The 16,770-nt window shown below is 42.8% G+C and carries 11 protein-coding genes, 1 tRNA gene and 2 pseudogenes; 5 read left to right on the forward strand and 9 right to left on the reverse strand.

Features of this window, described 5'->3' with window-relative positions; translation table 11 throughout:
- Positions 1-16: 16 nt before the first annotated feature.
- Positions 17-279, reverse strand: a pseudogene (locus NR177_RS01835) (helicase HerA-like domain-containing protein); the annotation flags it as partial.
- Between the two features lie 95 nt (positions 280-374).
- Here NR177_RS01835 and NR177_RS01840 point away from each other — a divergent pair.
- Positions 375-1,112 carry a metallophosphoesterase gene (locus tag NR177_RS01840; RefSeq protein ID WP_256852169.1) on the forward strand — a complete coding sequence of 246 codons (738 nt, stop codon included), beginning with the start codon at positions 375-377 and terminating at the stop codon, positions 1,110-1,112.
- Positions 1,113-1,196: 84 nt separating this feature from the next.
- Here the strand turns inward: NR177_RS01840 and NR177_RS01845 are convergent, their stop codons facing one another.
- From NR177_RS01845 to NR177_RS01860, 4 genes are all read right to left on the reverse strand, one after another.
- Positions 1,197-2,765, reverse strand: coding sequence for an ABC transporter substrate-binding protein (locus tag NR177_RS01845; protein ID WP_256852170.1), 1,569 nt, complete (start codon positions 2,763-2,765; stop codon positions 1,197-1,199).
- 144 nt (positions 2,766-2,909) lie between these two features.
- Positions 2,910-3,578: a MarC family NAAT transporter gene (locus NR177_RS01850; protein ID WP_063878210.1), complete on the reverse strand. Its 669-nt coding sequence runs from the start codon at positions 3,576-3,578 to the stop codon at positions 2,910-2,912.
- Positions 3,579-3,590: 12 nt separating this feature from the next.
- Complete coding sequence (locus tag NR177_RS01855) at positions 3,591-4,226, reverse strand: hypothetical protein (RefSeq protein ID WP_096011493.1); 636 nt, start codon at positions 4,224-4,226, stop codon at positions 3,591-3,593.
- Between the two features lie 182 nt (positions 4,227-4,408).
- Positions 4,409-4,900 carry a DUF2501 domain-containing protein gene (locus NR177_RS01860; protein WP_256852171.1) on the reverse strand — a complete coding sequence of 164 codons (492 nt, stop codon included), beginning with the start codon at positions 4,898-4,900 and terminating at the stop codon, positions 4,409-4,411.
- Between the two features lie 230 nt (positions 4,901-5,130).
- Here NR177_RS01860 and NR177_RS01865 point away from each other — a divergent pair.
- From NR177_RS01865 to NR177_RS01875, 3 genes are all read left to right on the forward strand, one after another.
- A tRNA-Leu gene (locus NR177_RS01865) sits at positions 5,131-5,215 on the forward strand.
- A 343-nt stretch (positions 5,216-5,558) separates the two neighbouring features.
- Positions 5,559-6,881, forward strand: coding sequence for a hypothetical protein (locus NR177_RS01870; protein ID WP_256852172.1), 1,323 nt, complete (start codon positions 5,559-5,561; stop codon positions 6,879-6,881).
- 90 nt (positions 6,882-6,971) lie between these two features.
- Positions 6,972-7,829: a DNA adenine methylase gene (locus tag NR177_RS01875; RefSeq protein WP_256852173.1), complete on the forward strand. Its 858-nt coding sequence runs from the start codon at positions 6,972-6,974 to the stop codon at positions 7,827-7,829.
- A 655-nt stretch (positions 7,830-8,484) separates the two neighbouring features.
- Here NR177_RS01875 and NR177_RS01880 read toward each other — a convergent pair.
- The 4 genes and pseudogenes from NR177_RS01880 to NR177_RS01895 form a co-directional block, all read right to left on the reverse strand.
- Positions 8,485-11,532, reverse strand: coding sequence for an NACHT domain-containing protein (locus NR177_RS01880; RefSeq protein WP_256852174.1), 3,048 nt, complete (start codon positions 11,530-11,532; stop codon positions 8,485-8,487).
- Between the two features lie 45 nt (positions 11,533-11,577).
- On the reverse strand, positions 11,578-12,030 hold the full coding sequence (locus NR177_RS01885; protein ID WP_256852175.1) for a hypothetical protein: 453 nt from the start codon (positions 12,028-12,030) through the stop codon (positions 11,578-11,580).
- A 474-nt stretch (positions 12,031-12,504) separates the two neighbouring features.
- A pseudogene (locus NR177_RS01890) lies at positions 12,505-13,652 on the reverse strand (IS3 family transposase).
- Between the two features lie 88 nt (positions 13,653-13,740).
- Complete coding sequence (locus NR177_RS01895) at positions 13,741-14,574, reverse strand: GIY-YIG nuclease family protein (protein ID WP_256852176.1); 834 nt, start codon at positions 14,572-14,574, stop codon at positions 13,741-13,743.
- Between the two features lie 566 nt (positions 14,575-15,140).
- On the opposite strand from NR177_RS01895, the gene NR177_RS01900 reads away from it, so the two are divergent.
- Positions 15,141-16,340 carry a hypothetical protein gene (locus NR177_RS01900; protein ID WP_256852177.1) on the forward strand — a complete coding sequence of 400 codons (1,200 nt, stop codon included), beginning with the start codon at positions 15,141-15,143 and terminating at the stop codon, positions 16,338-16,340.
- The last annotated feature ends 430 nt before the right edge of the window (positions 16,341-16,770 follow it).

Raw genomic sequence — 16,770 nt, forward strand, 5'->3', positions numbered from 1 at the left:
TCGCAAGGTGGCGGCCTGGCTGCCACCGGATTAAGCTGCGGCTGCCAGTCTTTGCCAGCCGCGCTTGCAACTTCTCGCTGTCATGGTCTTCCATCGTTACGCCGGTTAAATCATCTTACATATCCGCCATAAACACCGGCACGCCAATCGACGAAAAAGATTCCGCCAGCTTTTGCAGCATCATGTTTTCCCTCTACCTGTAGCGTAGGTGATCAGGCCGCGACGGTTTGCCAACTGTGGCAGCAGGTGCCAGAGAAGTATCGTGAAAGTGCAGAGGATATTGGATGCCGCTTTGCTGGCAGAGATCAGACAAATGGCCCTTCTTCTGCTAAACGTGCTTAGCTTAGATCAGGCTCACTCGCGGATGAGATCTTATGCTGATTGCACAAATTACAGATATTCACGCCTCGCCAGATAACAATAATTTGGATCGATTTGATCAGGTAATGGCATGGCTCGCGCATCTGAAAACGGATGTGCTGGTGCTGACAGGGGATATGGTTGAGGGGCAATGGCGGCAAGGTTACGAACACATTGCCGGGCACCTGAGTCGGTTAGGTTATCCGACGTTGCTGCTACCGGGTAATGCAGACAATCGCGCTCTGATGCGCTCAGTATGGAGCAATCAATTGTGGGCTAATGATGTCTCAGGTGAAGCCCTGCATTTTACGCATGATGCCGGAGAACTGAGGCTTATCGGGCTGGACTCGACCGTTGAGGGCGAGGATGTTGGTTGTGTAACGGACCATCTCGCGTGGCTGGAGCAGCAGCTCGCGGCAGCAGACGATTCGCCATCTTTGCTATTTTTACATCATCACGTTTTTACATCTGGTATTCCGACACTCGATGCAACGATGTGTAGAGGGCGGGATAAGCTGGAAGCGCTTCTTCATCATTATCCGGCTAAACTCCTGATGATTGCGACAGGCCATGTTCATCGTCCTGTGGCTGGCCTGTTTGCGGGCATTCCAGCATATATCTGCGGTTCAGTCTGCCCGGCTAATCCCGTATGGTTTGGAACGGAGAATGTTCCTCCCGCCAATGACTCGCCCGCGCTGATGATTCACCGTTACGTTGACGATGTGCTTAGCTGTCATCACGTCTGCGTTTAATTCACCAGCAGCGGATGGGATCTGGTGCAAATAGCCAGCGAGGCGGCAGACGCCAGTGCAGTTTACGTGCCGCCGCCCTCAGATTTACTTCTCCACCTCTTCAAAATTCAGCAGCGTGACGCCAATGCCTTGTTGCGCGTGCGTCACGTTTTTGCGCAGTGCCACCTGTACCTTGCCCTGCAGCATCACCACGTAAGGGGAGTTCTGCTGTAACTGCTTTTGCAGGGACACATAATCTGCCCGACGCTGTGCGGCATCGCTTTCTCCGGCGGCTTTACGGGTCAGGGCGCTCAGTTGCGGAATATCCCAGCCCACGCGCCAGGCCAGGGTTTTGCTGCCGTTGGGGACGTTATAGGCGAAGGTGCTGGCGTTGGTGTTCGGATCGATGTAGTCCGCGCCCCAGTAGGTAAAGATGGACTCGAAGTTGCGGCTGCGCATTTTGCTCCACAGCTCTGATTCCGCCACCGGCTGGATATCCAGATTCACATCCGCTTTGGCAAAGCTCGACTGCAGCGCCTGGGCGATATCGATATAAGGCGGCTGATTCACCACCGACAGCGCGATATGCGCGCCGGGCTTAATGCCGCCTTTGGCTAAAATCGCTTTGGCTTTCTCGACATCGTAGTGGAACGGTGTGGTCTCCAGCGCGCCGTCAAAACCCTGCGGCAGGAAGCTCTGGTGCACGCGGTATTGCCCTTTCAGCAACTGATTCGCCAGGCTGTCGTAGTCCACCAGCCAGCGCGCTGCCTGCCATAAGGCCGGATTGCCCAGCGCAGGCTGCTGCGGGCTTTTGGTATTAAAACCCAGGTAGTAGATCAGGCTGGAGGGAAAGGCGGCGATGTGCACGTTGGGATCGCTTTTCAGCGAGGCAAGCTGATCCGGCCCCAACTGGTACGCCGCATCCACATCGCCCTGCTGGATCAACAGCCGACGGGTGCCCGGATCGGCCACGCCTTTCAGCAGTACCCGTTTCAGGTGCGATTTCTGCGTGCTGTTGGGATTGGCCTCCAGCACCAGCGCCTGCAGGGGCACAAACTGTTTGATCGCATAGGCCGCGCTGCCCGCCGAGTGGGTTTTCAGCCAGCCATTGCCGAAGTCGTTGTTGGCGGCATGCGACTGCGCCAGCTTGCTGTCAACGATGGAGGAGACGGACGCGGTCAGCAAATGCAGGGCCAGATCCTGCCCAATCTCTGCCGGCCAGCGCAGCTCCACCTGATGGTCGTTGATGACGGTGAATTGCTGGTCGATATTCTCCGGCGTCCAGCCAAATTCCCCAAGGATAAACGAGGGCGCTTTGTTCAGCCTGACCGCGCGGGTTAAGGAGAACACCACATCCTGCGCCGTTAACGGATTACCGCTGGTAAAACGCGCCTGCGGGTTCAGGTCAAACACCAGGCTGTGCGGCGTTTTGCCCGGCTGCCAGCGTAGCGCCGCCAGCGGGGACAGTTTTTGCGGGTCCTGATTGTCCGGCTGCAGTAAGGTCTGATAGATATTGCGCAGGCTGCCGGTGCTGACGGTTTCAAAGCTTTCCGCCGGATCGAAACTGATAATGCCGTCCAGCGGCACGGCGACCACGAAGGTATCTTTCGGCGTCGCCGCGTGGGCGGCAGAGGAGAGAGCAAGGGCGGTAAGCAGGAGCAGCGGTTTGCGCATAGCGGTTATCCTTAATGATTGATAACCCTACTTTAACCCGCGCCAGAGCAGGTCAAAATGCCGGTTTGTTCTGAGCTATGCCAGTTTCGTCTTAGCCGATTTGTCTTAGGTGATAAGCCGCCCAACCGCGGGCGGCTCAGGCCGTCAGTGGAAGGTGTGAATGACTTCCAGCACGCCGTTGATGATGAACTGCACGCCCATGCACACCAGCAGGAAGCCCATCAGACGCGAGATCGCCTCAATGCCGCCTTTGCCCACCAGGCGCATGATCGCCCCCGAACTGCGCAGGGAAATCCATAAAATCACGCTCACCACCAGGAAGGTCAGCACCGGGGCCACGTTGAGTACCCAGGCGGGAAAATCCACCCCGCTGCGCACCGTGGAGGCCGATGAGATGATCATCGCGATCGTCCCCGGCCCGGCGGTGCTTGGCATCGCCAGCGGCACAAAGGCGATGTTCACCGGTTCCTGCGCGGTTTCCAGCTCATCGTGCTTGTGTTTGGCTTCAACCGAGTGGCCCACCGGCTTCGCCGGAAACAGCATGCGAAAACCAATAAAGGCCACGATCAGCCCGCCCGCGATGCGCAGCCCCGGAATGGAGATGCCGAAGGTGTGCAACACCGCGCTGCCCGCATACCAGGCTACCATCATGATGGCGAACACATAGATGCTTGCCTGCAGCGCCTGACGGTTGCGCTCCTGAAAACTCATCTCACCGGCCAGGCCCAAAAACAGCGCCACGGTGGTAAGCGGGTTGGCGAGCGGCAATATCACCACTAAGCCCAACCCGATCGCTTTGATTAACTCCAGCATACCTTAACCTGCTTAATGTTTCGGACGTTCCAGCGCTTCCAGCAGTTCCGGGAAGAAGTCTTGCAGGATCTCCGGCGTCATCAGCTCCGGGTACTGCATCAGGTGCTCGCGGATACGTTCATTCACGTCCGGGATCAGGCGCTGTGCGGCATCGCTGGCGCTGATCTTGTGCTTTTTCATGCTGCGAAGCAGGTCGGCGGGCAGGTTGTCTTCGTCTTCGCTGTCTTCCACCATCTCCAACGCATCCAACTCGTCGAACATCTCCATCAGGGCTTCGGTCTGCGGCGTGCGGGATTCATATTCGCGCGGATGTTCCTGCTCCAGATAACGCAGCATGGCGCGCATCGGCGTGCCGTCGGGCGAGGAAGGCGGTTCGGTTGCGAACCACGTCAGCATTTGGTGGCTGGTAATCTGGTGGACGTGATAGCCCTGATCCACCAGTTCGTCGGCCAGCAGTTCGGCGCTTTCGTTTTCGATCAAACAGATATGCGTGCGGTTAGGATCGTACTGTTCGAGCCACTGGTAGATCTCTTCGATCACCCCGTCGTCGTACTCGAACTTTTTATTGACGAAGCTCCCTTCTGACGCATTTACGCAGGCTGTGATCAGGTCTGGATCGAAGTAAATGGCGATGTTGATACCTTTCATGCGTGCTGTCCTGTTCAAATCAAAACATCACTATAACGCTCAACGCATTAAGAAGGGAAACTTATGGCTAAAGGTGTTGGGATTCAGGGTGATGCATGCGGTAAACAGGGCGGGAATGCGCGGGGAGAATGACGTGCCGGAAGAGGCGATTGACCTGCCAGCACAGGGCTGGCAGGTGGCTGTCAGGAGATAAAGTTTTTACCCTGTTTCAGCACCACGTCACAGGCTTTGGTTTTCAGCTTCTCGCCCATCGGGGAGTTGCTGAGGCTTTGCAGGTTTAGCTGTTGGCCATTGCCGGTGTTCAGCAGTCCGGCCACGCCCTGGGTGTAATCCGGTTTCTGCTGCTGTGCGGCGGTGGTATCCAGGCCAAGCTTGCTCAGCACCTGGTCCTTCACCGACTGCACGTTGTTTTTCACCACGTTGTGCTCCACGCAGTACTGCATGACGCCTGCGGCGTTGGTCATGCTGTTGGCGCTCATGGCTTTGTCATTGCTGTTCAGCAGGCTGGTAATGGAGGACATCGACAGTCCGACATTCTGCTGACCGGATGCACCGTTATTTTGCTGGCTCAGCTGGTTGGCGGCACTGCTGAGTTGATCCTGCCAGCTTGCGGCTGACGCATTGCCCGCCAGCAGCAGGGCTGCCAGGGCGCAGACGATATGGCGCTTTTTCATTTCGACCTCGGTTTGGTTTTATGCTTCATGCTGTTAAGAGGCGGTGCGGATGAGAAAGTTCAGACGAATGATGAGGGGAAGGCGGTTTGGGAGGATTCTGGCAGCGGGAAAGGGCGGGTTTGCCGGGTTCCGTGTGTTTTTTCGCCGCTTAACGCACAACACAGCGGAATTGGGTTGCGTGCTGGGCACGTAACGGTATAATCCCCAACGTTTTCCGCATCCTCTTCAGTGCCGAAGTGGCGAAATCGGTAGACGCAGTTGATTCAAAATCAACCATCGAAAGATGTGCCGGTTCGAGTCCGGCCTTCGGCACCAAGTGAAGTGAGTTGTAGGACTAAGAAGCTGCCTGAGGGCGGCTTTTTTTGTGTCTGTAGTATAGCCACATTGTTTTTATCTAAGCCCCTGCTAATTAACACTTAAATTTTTATAAGTTTTGAAAGTTACAATACTCATTTCCTTAAGTATTGATTTTAAAGGTTAAAATCCCGCGTTTAGTCTTAATGAAAGTAGATTTTAGCTTAATGCTTATTACAATTCCCGTGAAAATTTTCGATTTGCTTTTAACAGGAAAGTTTTAATTGCATAATAGTGTTGAGTTAAATATCTGGTAGTGATAGATGATACTATGTTTCGAACCTTAAAAAGTCAGGTATAAATCATGGAAAGTATCAGTGTTAGAGTATTGGATTTATATTTAGATAGCAAAAATCCGCGACATGAGCCAATTTCTGACAGACAGAAAATAATTGAGCACTTGGTTAAGACAGAAAAAATAAAAGCTTTAGCCAAAGATATATCTGATAAAGGCATTAGCCCATTGGATCTGCCAGCAATTATTAAAGATGGTAAGGGCAACTTCGTTGTTGTTGAAGGGAATGGAAGAATATGTGCTTTAACACTTTTAAATGATCCAGAATTATGTCCGGAGGGAGATAAAACATATTTCAAACAGCTCTCAGAAAAAAGTAAAAACGTCCCTGAAGAATTGATTTGCGTCCTATTTGATACTCGTGAAGAAGCTAATGTATGGATTGAACTTAGACATAATGGAGAGCAAGGAGGTGTTGGTTTAGTTACTTGGGATGCAACCCAGAAAGCGCGTTTTTTCGATTCTTCAGATAATACATTAGCGCTAAAGCTTATTGATTATGCACAGGAAAGAAAAATAATAACTGCTGCTCAAAGGCAGACGAAAATTTTGACAACAATCTCAAGGTTCGTTGGAAACCCTATCTTTAGGAGTGTGCTTGGAGTGACTACGGGACGTTCAGATCCCAATGTTAAACTTGATGTGCCTCGTGAGGATTTTGATAAAGTTTTGAAAAAATTTTTTGATGATCTTTTTGCGGGGGTAAATAACGTTACCTCTCGTTCTAAGAAAGATGATTGGGAACGTTATGCTAAGAAATTAAAAACTGAAGGTTATGCACCTAATTCACATGTTGATGAGTACGATCTGTTAGAAAAAACATCAAAGCAATCGTCACCACAAAAACCACCTCAGTCTCAAATTGATGGCTCTATAAATAATCCAAGTCCAGATTCAAGAAAGTACATAATACCTTATGACTTCAAAGTTGTTATCAAGGATAAGATTATTAAAAGAGCATATGATGAACTCCGAACACTAAATTGTGATGAGTACACATTAGCATCCGCTTTAGTTTGTAGAGCGTTTTTAGAAAATGTTTATGGCCGTTTCTACGAGAAAACATATGGTAATCATCCTAATGGAATGCAAACACACAGCGTTCTTGATAAAGTAATTAAGAAACTCGAAGAAAACAAAGATGAGTTCACCAAAATAGAATCAAATGCACTCGGTGCATTGAGAAGGGTTCAAAATAATGAAAACAACGTTTTATCCCCAAAAACATTGGGCGCATTTGCACATGCTAGCTGGTATCCTGACTCAAAAGCATTAAAAAGAGAGTGGGATAATATCTCAGCAGTCGTCGCCATACTATTGAAAAACATATGATTTTTAGTGTGTGTGAATTTTTAGTCTATGGCCACATGGCGTGGCCTGTAGTATACTATCGTACATAAACATTAGCTTAAGAGTATAGTCATGCCACAAACCCCATCCCCATTAAGATACCCCGGAGGAAAAACTTCGATAGTTGATATGGTGTCTAAAATTATTGAGTCTAACAAGCTTACTGGTGGACATTATGCAGAGCCATACGCAGGTGGTGCTGGTTTAGCTTTATCTTTGCTATTTAATGGTAAAGTGCATGAAATCCATTTGAATGATTTAGATAAGGCGGTATGGTCATTTTGGAATTCTATAATTAACAGAACAAGTGATTTTATTGATAAGATAATTGAAACCGAAGTGACTATTGATGAGTGGAAAAAACAGCGAGAAATCCAACTTAATCGTAATCTTTATTCGGATTTTGAATTGGGTTTTTCTTCCTTTTTCCTCAATAGGACTAATAGATCTGGTGTTATCCTTAAAGCTGGTGTCATTGGTGGTATTAAGCAACAGGGCCAATATAAATTAGGATGTCGATTTAATAAGGATGGTCTCATAAAAAAAATAAAAAGGATATCCAAATATAAACATAGGATACATGTTTATAATCTTGATGCTGTTGATTTTATAAAAAATATAGATAGTTCATGTGGGGCTGATGCGTTTCTTTGTATTGATCCGCCATATTATAATAAAGGATCCACATTATATACCAATTTTTATGAGCCAAGAGATCATGAATATTTATCAAATATTATTTTATCTATAAAAAAACCATGGATACTCACTTATGATAATGCCATGGAAATAAGTGAGTTATATAAAAAACGTAGGCAATTTAACTTTAATCTTAATTATAGCGCGGCAACCAAAAGAGTCGGGACGGAGTTGTTGGTTGTAAGTAAAGGTCTAAAGATCCCCAATGATTTAAATATCGTTAAAAAATAATTTTATATTGACTTACTATGGTTTAATCTTTTTTATTATAACCATGATAGAGGGTTTGAAAGTCTCGGCTTTATAATGTGTCTTTTTTAGTATTTGGTAATGTGTTCTCATTTTTTCAAATGTGATCTTCTAATATATAGTCTCAGCGCTTTGGTGCTAAACGCAAAATAGATTAAATATTAATTAGTAAACGTCAAAAAATGTTATTCTCTTTACAAATGATAATTTTTCTGGAATTATATATTCGATCTGAGCCAATGCTTGAGCTTTTTAATCCCAGAATCACATCTTATCATTCTTAGGAAATAACGCTTTTTTTAGATTGTTAATTAAATTTAGTATCATTTAATATGGATTTATCATAAATTAAAAGAAAATATTTACGAGAATAGTGCCTTGTTAGCGTGGTTAAAAAATCCTTAGTTGGCAAACACAGGAGTTTTGTTGGATTTAGCAAAAAAATTAAATTAATAGGTAGTCTAAGAGATAGTATAAAATATACGTGTTAATTAACGATATTCCATAAAGTTATCATGAAGATGAGTTGGGATATTAAAGATTACATTTTAAATAAAATGGATTACTGTCAAGGCTGGCCATTTGAAAAGCCAGCCTTAATATTAAGTAATTATGAAATGAAAAAAAATAAAAGCTTTTATTTTTCACTTAATTTTTTTATTAGTTTGGTTATCTGACCTTGTGCATGTCCTTCTTCGCAAAGTGCAACTGCATCAAGCTCAACATCTTTAGCAACGCTATATAAGCCGTTGTCGAAATCAAGAATACCAATATCACACATTATATTTAAAAACTCATCATAGGATTTACCTGTTACTAAATTACTTTGAGCTTTTATTTTATTTAAACTCATTGATAGAAAACCAAGGCCTTGACGCATTGACTTTAAAACTTGTTTAACGTCAGATTTAGCTTTGGTAGCTATCTCACCTCTTTTATCATCCCCAGCATACAGCAAGTGTCGCATACCATCATCTAACTTACATTCTATAAAAACATCTGATCTTATATTCTCGCGCTTGAAACTGGCTGTGCAATCGCTAAATTCACAGTTTATGAACTTTGTATTTTCATTAATTTTGCAATTGAAAAAATTTCTAAAATGACGGAAAATACCGTTTTCTACTACACAATCGGTAAAGTCAATTGATAAACAATCTGACATAATACATATACCTTTAATCATACTATTAGTATGAAGCTTTTCCAGTATTTTTCTTCGTTCTGTAGCGGTTTTTGGATTCCAAAATTCAAAAGCTAGCATATGCAGCTCATGAATTGCTCTATATGTTATAATCCCACTACCATTTTTCTTAACTCCATTTAATAAGGTGATTATTTTTTCTTCAAAGCTAAAGTCTTCAATATCTTGAGCTATTAATTTTTTTATTAATCGTTCTCTCAATCCAAAACTTTCACTTTTAGTGCTGCCAAATATCGACCTTACTATTCTTATATCATTTGGAGTTACTAAGCTTTTATCTAAAAAAACAAAAAAAAGCTTGTTCAACATAATATGAGCTACGTATTCTGTATGAGACATACTGGTAATTAAATCTTTTTCTTCTAATAAGAAAAATTTTAGATAGGGTTCTCTTCTAGGAGGCGCGGTAGAGCCATTTTTTTGTAAGTAGACCTCAATATAATCTTCAAAATGGTCAGATTCCATTTTATTTTCTTTCTCTATAACTATTTCATCTAATAAATCACAGTAATCATCAACAGTAATGTGTAGGGATTGCTTTTCAATTTCACGCATTAAAGCTCGGGCAAGGCAGTAGTCAAAAGGCTCATTTAGCAGTAGTTTTTTAGTTATAATTTCTTCTTTTTCCCAGCTTTCTCTTACCTTTTCAAAGTGAAATTGTCTGATAACATGTAAAAGATAAGGGTTAACTAAGTCATTATTGTTTTTTATTTTTAATGCAAACTCTTTTATTCTTTTTTGTATTTCTTTCTCGTCTTTTGTAGTGTATTCATCAATATCCTTTGCAGAGAATCCTTTGATATAAACAAGATCAGAATTCTCAACACTAGAGAATCTTAAAGCGTTAGAATCACGTGATGTAATCAATACTCGACATGATTTTAGGTTTTCATTCAACTGATTTATTGATTCTAAGAATAATTCCATTTTGAATTTATCACCTAATGCTGACTCAATTTCATCAACCCCGTCTATTATAAGTATGATGGATCCACAGCTAAGAGCTAATGGAAATGTTTCGTGAGAAATAGGTCTTGCTTGCCCCGAAATGTTACGAGTATACTCCATGTATAACTTTGAAATTGAGTCTATTGTTTCACCGCTAAAATTGTTAATAATGTCTGTTTTTGTTATTAGAAGAATTCTTTTTTCAATGTTTGGAGCATCGTTTATCATCTTCGCTAAACTTAGACAGAATGTGGTTTTTCCAATGCCACCTTGCCCCAATATAATTGAAATGGGATTTATTCTGAGGCTTGAATAATCAGTGCTCTTAATAAAACTTCGTGCATACTTGCTGCCGAGTAAAGAAATTTCATTATTACAATATACTATTTGATCAACGTAATTTTCTGGTGGTTGAATTAGCTTCATTGATGTGTTTTTTTCAACGACGCGTTTGTAAATAAACTTACCAATTTCTGAAATAAAGTATTTTTCACAATTGGATTTAATTAATATATCTTCGTAAACCTTTTTGTTGCTATTGGTTATTTCATTGTTTGTAGCTATGCAAATATCAATCCTAGATGGTTTTGATATACTTTTAATAGTAGCTCGTATTGTTTCGGGTATGCTATGTGCTTTAGAAATATACAGTATTATCCATGCATTACCCATGTCAGGATGTTGATGAACTTGATACGAGTTTCTTGCTGTTGTAACTTTATTAATTTTAATGTCGCTGTTGTTGTTAAATATTTCTTTCGAAATCAATTCATAATCAATGTCATTTTTGAAATTTACGTCAAAATTGTTATCATAATAATTATCTAAATCATCATATTCCGTTATGAAATCATAGAAGAAATCTATGCAATTGTTTGCAGCAATTTTTTGATAATCATCCTCTTTATTAATACCATCATCAGATGATGCTTTTATAACAATCCAAGGGGTTTTTTTTATGTCACAACAGACACCAACAAGATATGACTCCATGTCCCCACACAAAGCATCAGGAATAGCTTTTGAAATTGCATCTTTAAAATGATAGTTATTTACAACTTTATCGCCACATGCAAAGTTACCACCAAATATTTTAAAGCTGTAGCTTTTGTTGATAGCAAAATTCATTATTTTTGAGTAAATATCTCCATCTGATTGTATGGATTTTACTCTGTGCTGTATATTTTCCTCGTTAATTTTAGCTGATTCATAATCTGATGAATGTTTACAGACAGCTACATCACCAATTTTGAATTTTTCGTTAATGCCAAAGCAAATACCTAATTCGATAACTAAGGATGGCTGCAGATAATTTAATAATTCTGGAAGTTTATGAGATATGGTATCTCTACCTCTTCCTCCAATTTCCATAAAACGGACAAGAAAAAAAGCTTTGTTATTTATAAGTCCGTGCTCTATTACTATTGAATGATGTACTTCGGAGTTTAATGTTGTAAATTTAACCTTTATTGCTAAATATTCGCTGTCAGTTACGCAAATTAAAAGTGGTTTTTTTTCTTGCCGAGGTTGCATGTGGAATTTTCCTTATGAAAGTCACTTATGATAAAATAATTGCTTTTATTCAAACAGATAAATGACTAGAGGAGTTGTAATGAGCAATAGTCCAACGTTTGCTAATACATAAAATGTAACTCTAAAACATTTACCATAGGTCCATATAGAAAGAGTGTCTTTGCTAATATAATTTTCATTATATTCATTTGTGAATATTTTTAAGGCTGGATCTAATAATTCTTTTTCTAGTAACTTTAAGGCTGATTCAGATTTTTTTATTAAACTTGAAACTCTATAGTCTAATTTATAAAATATAAAAGTTATAAAAATTATTCCTAACCCTATTAATGGAATTAGATAAATAAATTTCCCACCTTGTTGTAAACAGATTCCACTTCCTGCAGCTAAAAGACCTATTGCAGCAACATAAAAATTGAAAACAGTCATTCTTTGCTGTGAATGCAGTTCAAAGTACTTCCAAGCATGATCAAATGCCCAATTTTTTTCTTCTTTCATTTAGGTGTTCTCTTCTTGTAGGTTTTGAAATTATATTTTTAACTTATAAACTCCATGAAAAATCAATGAAAAGCATCGTAACTGAATTGAGTTTTAATTTTAGCTATTTTGTTATGCATAATAGGAGGATTTTAAAAAATTGTAACGCAAAAAAAATTTTGGTCAATAGAATAATATAGACACCGCTAGAATAAAATTAGTTTAACTAGGTGATAATCAGCAGTGGTGCTGATATGGAGTTATATACCCATGATGACGATACTAAGTTACTGATATTGTTTAAAAAATGTTTTAGATAAGAGTTGATGATATGAAATATTTCATAAAATCAATACGTTATTTTGGATGTTGGATTCTTATTCGGTATAACTTCTCCATACTCAAAGTAAGCTTTGGGAGGAGTTTGTTGTCTATGGGGGGAGTCAACACTCTTATTAGAAACGAATTCATGATGACTGAATCGCCACGGATAATCTAGACACTTCTGAGCCGTTGATAATATAGGTTTTCGTATTCAGCCGGTGGCATCTGCTCGCTCGAGCCATGCCGACGCTTACTGTTATAAAACATTCGATGTAATCAAAAATATCACTGCGGGCTTCTTCCCGTGTTCCGTAGATCTTTTTCTTTATCCGTTCGCGTTTCAGCAACTGGAAAAAGCTTTCTGCAACCGCATTATCGTGGCAGTTACCGCGACGGCTCATGCTGCCCTCCAGGTTGTGTGATTTCAGGAACGATTGCCACTCATGGCTTGTGTACTGACTACGCTGTTCCGAATGAACCAGCACCTGTTTTTGGGGATTACGCCGCCATACAGCCATCAGCAGTGCGTTCAGGACAATGTCGTTTGTCATCCGGGATTGCATGGACCAGCCGATAATTTTGCGTGAGAACAGATCAACAACCACGGCAAGATACAGCCAGCCTTCGTGGGTCCTGATGTAAGTTATGTCCGTTACCCAACTCACATCCGGCGAGTCCGGATTGAATTGCCGCTGGAGCCTGTTGGGTGCAACGATGCTGGCTTCGCCTTTACGTGCCCGTGGGCCACGGTACCCATCCTGAGCTTTTTATTCCGGCACGCTTCATCAGTCACCAGACCAAGTTCACTCCGCACTGCTGCCCGGTATCACGCAGATCGAGATAGATCTTGCGATAACCATAGACGCAGCCAGACTCAAGCCAGAACTGTTTGATCTGCCCGGTCAGCATCTGGTCTGCCTGGGGACGCTGTGAATATGGCTGCTGAAGCCAGAAATAAAATCCACCCGGATGGACATCCAGAACCCGACAGAGCAAACGAACAGGCCAGCAACAGCTGTTGTCGCGAATAAAGGCGTACCTCAGTCGGACAGCTTTGCGAAGTACGCCGCGGCTTTTTTTAATATGTCCTGCTCGTCGGTAACCCGCTTCAGCTCTCTCTGGAGACGGCGGATCTCGGCCTGAGCATCTGACGGTTCTTTATTAGTGGATGAGTCCGGACCGTACTTCTTTATCCAGGCGTAAAGGCTGTGGGTGGTGATATCGAGACGTGTTGCAACGCTGGAAACAGAATGACCACGATCAACAACCTGTTTGACTACTTCAATTTTAAACTCTTCAGGATAACGCTTACCGCTCATGGGCACCTCTCTTTAAGTCATCTTAAATGACTCTGAGGTGTCTGTTAAACCCGTGGCGATTCAGTTCTGCGTGCTTTTATATACTTTATTAGTTTCGGTTATGGCCAAACTCCCGCGAGAGCAGTATTTTTTTCCAGTGAGTTTCACGGCGGTCAATTTCACATTTTTCGGCGTTAATATCCATGACTTCGAGGATCGCGAAAGTGATATTCTGCAGTCGGTTTTCATCGCCTGTGCCAAAAGCTTCCTTAAGCCCTACATTGCCGCCATGCCCGGAACCAAAATAATATTCCCATCGGCCCCATATCCCCGCGATTCCATCGGCTTTTCCAACGTAGAGTTTTCCGCCATCCCGATCGGTTAATACATAGATGCCTTTAACCACGGACAGTGCGGTGCGCCAAGATTGCAGATTAAGTCTGAGGATCGCACCGATGCTGTTCCTGTCCAGCACGACGTTGCGGTAGCCTGGAAACTCGCCGAAGGTCAGACGTACCGGGGTGATGGAGTTAATAACCAGTTCACTCTGAATACTTTCACCGAGGCGAATGAAGTTACGGGCTGCATTTTTAAAGCTGATATACATCCTTCCTGCGTATTCTTCAGTCTCAGGAATTTTCTGAAGGTGGTACTGATAATACAGTTCCTCACGATCAGGATAGGCTTTCTTTCCCGAATTGCCTGTCTGCTGAAATGCTCCCGCAAATAGCCAAGTTTCAGTCCCCGGGATCCTGATCAGTGAAACGATATATCTACGGCTAAACTCCAACCGCTTCTGCCAGCACTGCCAGTCGTCGAAAGTGCCTCCAAGGAATTTAACCAACGGATCTTCTTTATAATCATTCATTTGCGCAAGGTGGACTTTGGTGGCTTCAGGTGTCAGATCAGGAAACTCCATCTTCAGATAATCAAAAAGCTTCAATTCCTCTCCTTAATAATCAGCTGAGTCTGTTAACTCTTTGCTGTGACTTCACGTTATACGCCAGCATTCTACTAGGCTGTTGCCCATAAATTAACACGATTCGATATAAGCATCGTTCTCTTCCGGCAGGTAACTTACTAACGGCTAAATAAGTATGTCGCGGGCTCCGCTGTTACCCGGCTCCCCCTTGGCGGGCGACGCCTTATGGGGAAAGATACCCTCTTACATTGCAAGCTTTAGGTATCATTGCTGATGATAGTCTACTTTGAGCGAGGTGTGGACACAGCCGCCCCAAGATAAATGCTTCAGTTTAATTCGAATACTCAACAAGATGCATGATGACATTGATTACGCGGAGTTGGTCACTTGCTTTATCTTTGATTAAAGCAGTACGTTTAGATATTGCCCGAAAAAATAAAGCCGATTTCTGTAAGAACACTAGTTTTTCAAGGGATGCTTAACTTTAGAGGAGATCATACACGTAATGTATTCAGAACGATTTTAACCTACTTAAAGAATTTTCCCTCAGGACAACCATTCGACCATTTATGATACAGGTGCGCATCATGTCAGATTTAGCAAAACGGGAAGAAAACGGAGCAAAAGGTGAAGCCATCACGCAGTCCATTCTATTGTCGAGATTCTGGGTTATGAAGCGATCTGTAGATGTCGATGGTGCTGATTTTCTTGTGCAGCGTCGTTCAGATAGCTTGGAGGCACTGCGGCAACGCGCCCATAGCATCGATATTTTTGGCATTATCCAGTCGAAGTACTTTGAAAACTCAAATCGTGTTGATGTCCAGAAGTCTTATGTTCTTGATGATGGAATCCCTCGTAAAGATTTTTTCTGTATGTTGCATTCTCATGACGAAGAAGAGGAGACGCTTCATTATTTCTTCTCAGCTGAAGATATTGTCAAAGAGTTCAATTTATCACCCTGTGAGAAGTTTTACTGGTTTGCTTTGACATCAAATCGTCAATACGAAGCTTACAAAAATAAAAAACAAAAATTTATTCTTGACAAAATTGAGCTGGGTATGTTTCAGACGGAGGGGGACGCTAATAAAAAATTCATCAAAAATAAACTTACTGCCTATGCGAAACCTACCATGCATTTTCAGGATAAGCCCGATTTTGAATACATAATGAAAATATTTGATAATGTGCGTGTTGTAATTATACAAGATATGGCAGGAGGATCTCGGCGTTTGCTTGAACCAAGACGTGACCTGTTTGAAAATCAGGGTGACTATTATTGGGGAGATGATGACACCGGCTGCCATTTCCTTGCAGTATCGATGCTGGCGCATCATTTGGACGGCGAATCTCCCGCCGATGTTGCTGTCAGAAAATTACGAGAGCATTTACAAAATCTGGATGCGGAATCGTCATATGTGATCAGGAGTGAAATGCTTCAGGAGTGCATCAATAGCCCGGTGTCTGCATTAAATAGATTACAGGAGCTTGAAGATGAGCTTCCTATTGATCGTAAGGGTCTAGATGTTGCATTTTTTGAATTTATCTCCCTTTTGGGGACTGAGTTGAAAATAAAATGTCGCGACGGCATTGAGTCAGTTCTGGATATTAAAGGATGTGATTACATGAAGACTGTCGTTGATACAGCAAATATATTTACAAGAGGCATTGAAAGCTCAGGTGAATCAACTAAAAGAATGATGGCGATCATGTTGCATGTTGAGCGAGATCCTGGGACAAAAAAAGTATTCAAAATTTTCTATGTGTATATGATTCGTATCGTGGATTGAGGTGTTGGCCTGCTTACCATGATTTAACACAAATTGGTATTAGTAACATCAGCTCCTGGCACGGAGCTGACATCTAAATTCAAAACGAGGGATAATAAGAGATGTGCTAATATTCGTGAAACTTCTCCACTGATTCGTAATGGTGCGTTTGACATCATTTCTCTAGAGAAGATAACTTCTTAGCATGGAAACCGGATAACTCTATGAATATGCTGGTTAATCACTGAGTCAGGGAAAGTCTGGCTTTCATAATCCGCCCAGAGGATGGTCTCACTAAATTGTACGCGCGTGCCGACTGGCTCATTATCGAACAGGTATTTGATATCATATTTCCGCTGACGGATATCCTCATGGAGGATGGGGAACACAATTAAAGATGCACGACCAAGATTGATATTATCAATGACCTAATCAGTATCAATGTAGTATA

The organism is Pantoea sp. Fr+CA_20 (genome assembly GCF_024520835.1).
In the GTDB taxonomy this organism is placed as follows: Bacteria; Pseudomonadota; Gammaproteobacteria; order Enterobacterales; family Enterobacteriaceae; genus Pantoea; species Pantoea allii.

Excerpts from the sequence above, each read along its gene's own strand:
- NR177_RS01845 (WP_256852170.1), bottom strand. The coding sequence starts at position 2,765 with ATGCGCAAACCGCTGCTCCTGCTTACCGCCCTTGCTCTCTCCTCTGCC.
- NR177_RS01840 (WP_256852169.1), top strand. The coding sequence starts at position 375 with ATGCTGATTGCACAAATTACAGATATTCACGCCTCGCCAGATAACAAT.
- NR177_RS01885 (WP_256852175.1), bottom strand. The coding sequence starts at position 12,030 with ATGAAAGAAGAAAAAAATTGGGCATTTGATCATGCTTGGAAGTACTTT.
- NR177_RS01870 (WP_256852172.1), top strand. The coding sequence starts at position 5,559 with ATGGAAAGTATCAGTGTTAGAGTATTGGATTTATATTTAGATAGCAAA.
- NR177_RS01850 (WP_063878210.1), bottom strand. The coding sequence starts at position 3,578 with ATGCTGGAGTTAATCAAAGCGATCGGGTTGGGCTTAGTGGTGATATTG.
- NR177_RS01860 (WP_256852171.1), bottom strand. The coding sequence starts at position 4,900 with ATGAAAAAGCGCCATATCGTCTGCGCCCTGGCAGCCCTGCTGCTGGCG.
- NR177_RS01880 (WP_256852174.1), bottom strand. The coding sequence starts at position 11,532 with ATGCAACCTCGGCAAGAAAAAAAACCACTTTTAATTTGCGTAACTGAC.
- NR177_RS01875 (WP_256852173.1), top strand. The coding sequence starts at position 6,972 with ATGCCACAAACCCCATCCCCATTAAGATACCCCGGAGGAAAAACTTCG.
- NR177_RS01900 (WP_256852177.1), top strand. The coding sequence starts at position 15,141 with ATGTCAGATTTAGCAAAACGGGAAGAAAACGGAGCAAAAGGTGAAGCC.
- NR177_RS01855 (WP_096011493.1), bottom strand. The coding sequence starts at position 4,226 with ATGAAAGGTATCAACATCGCCATTTACTTCGATCCAGACCTGATCACA.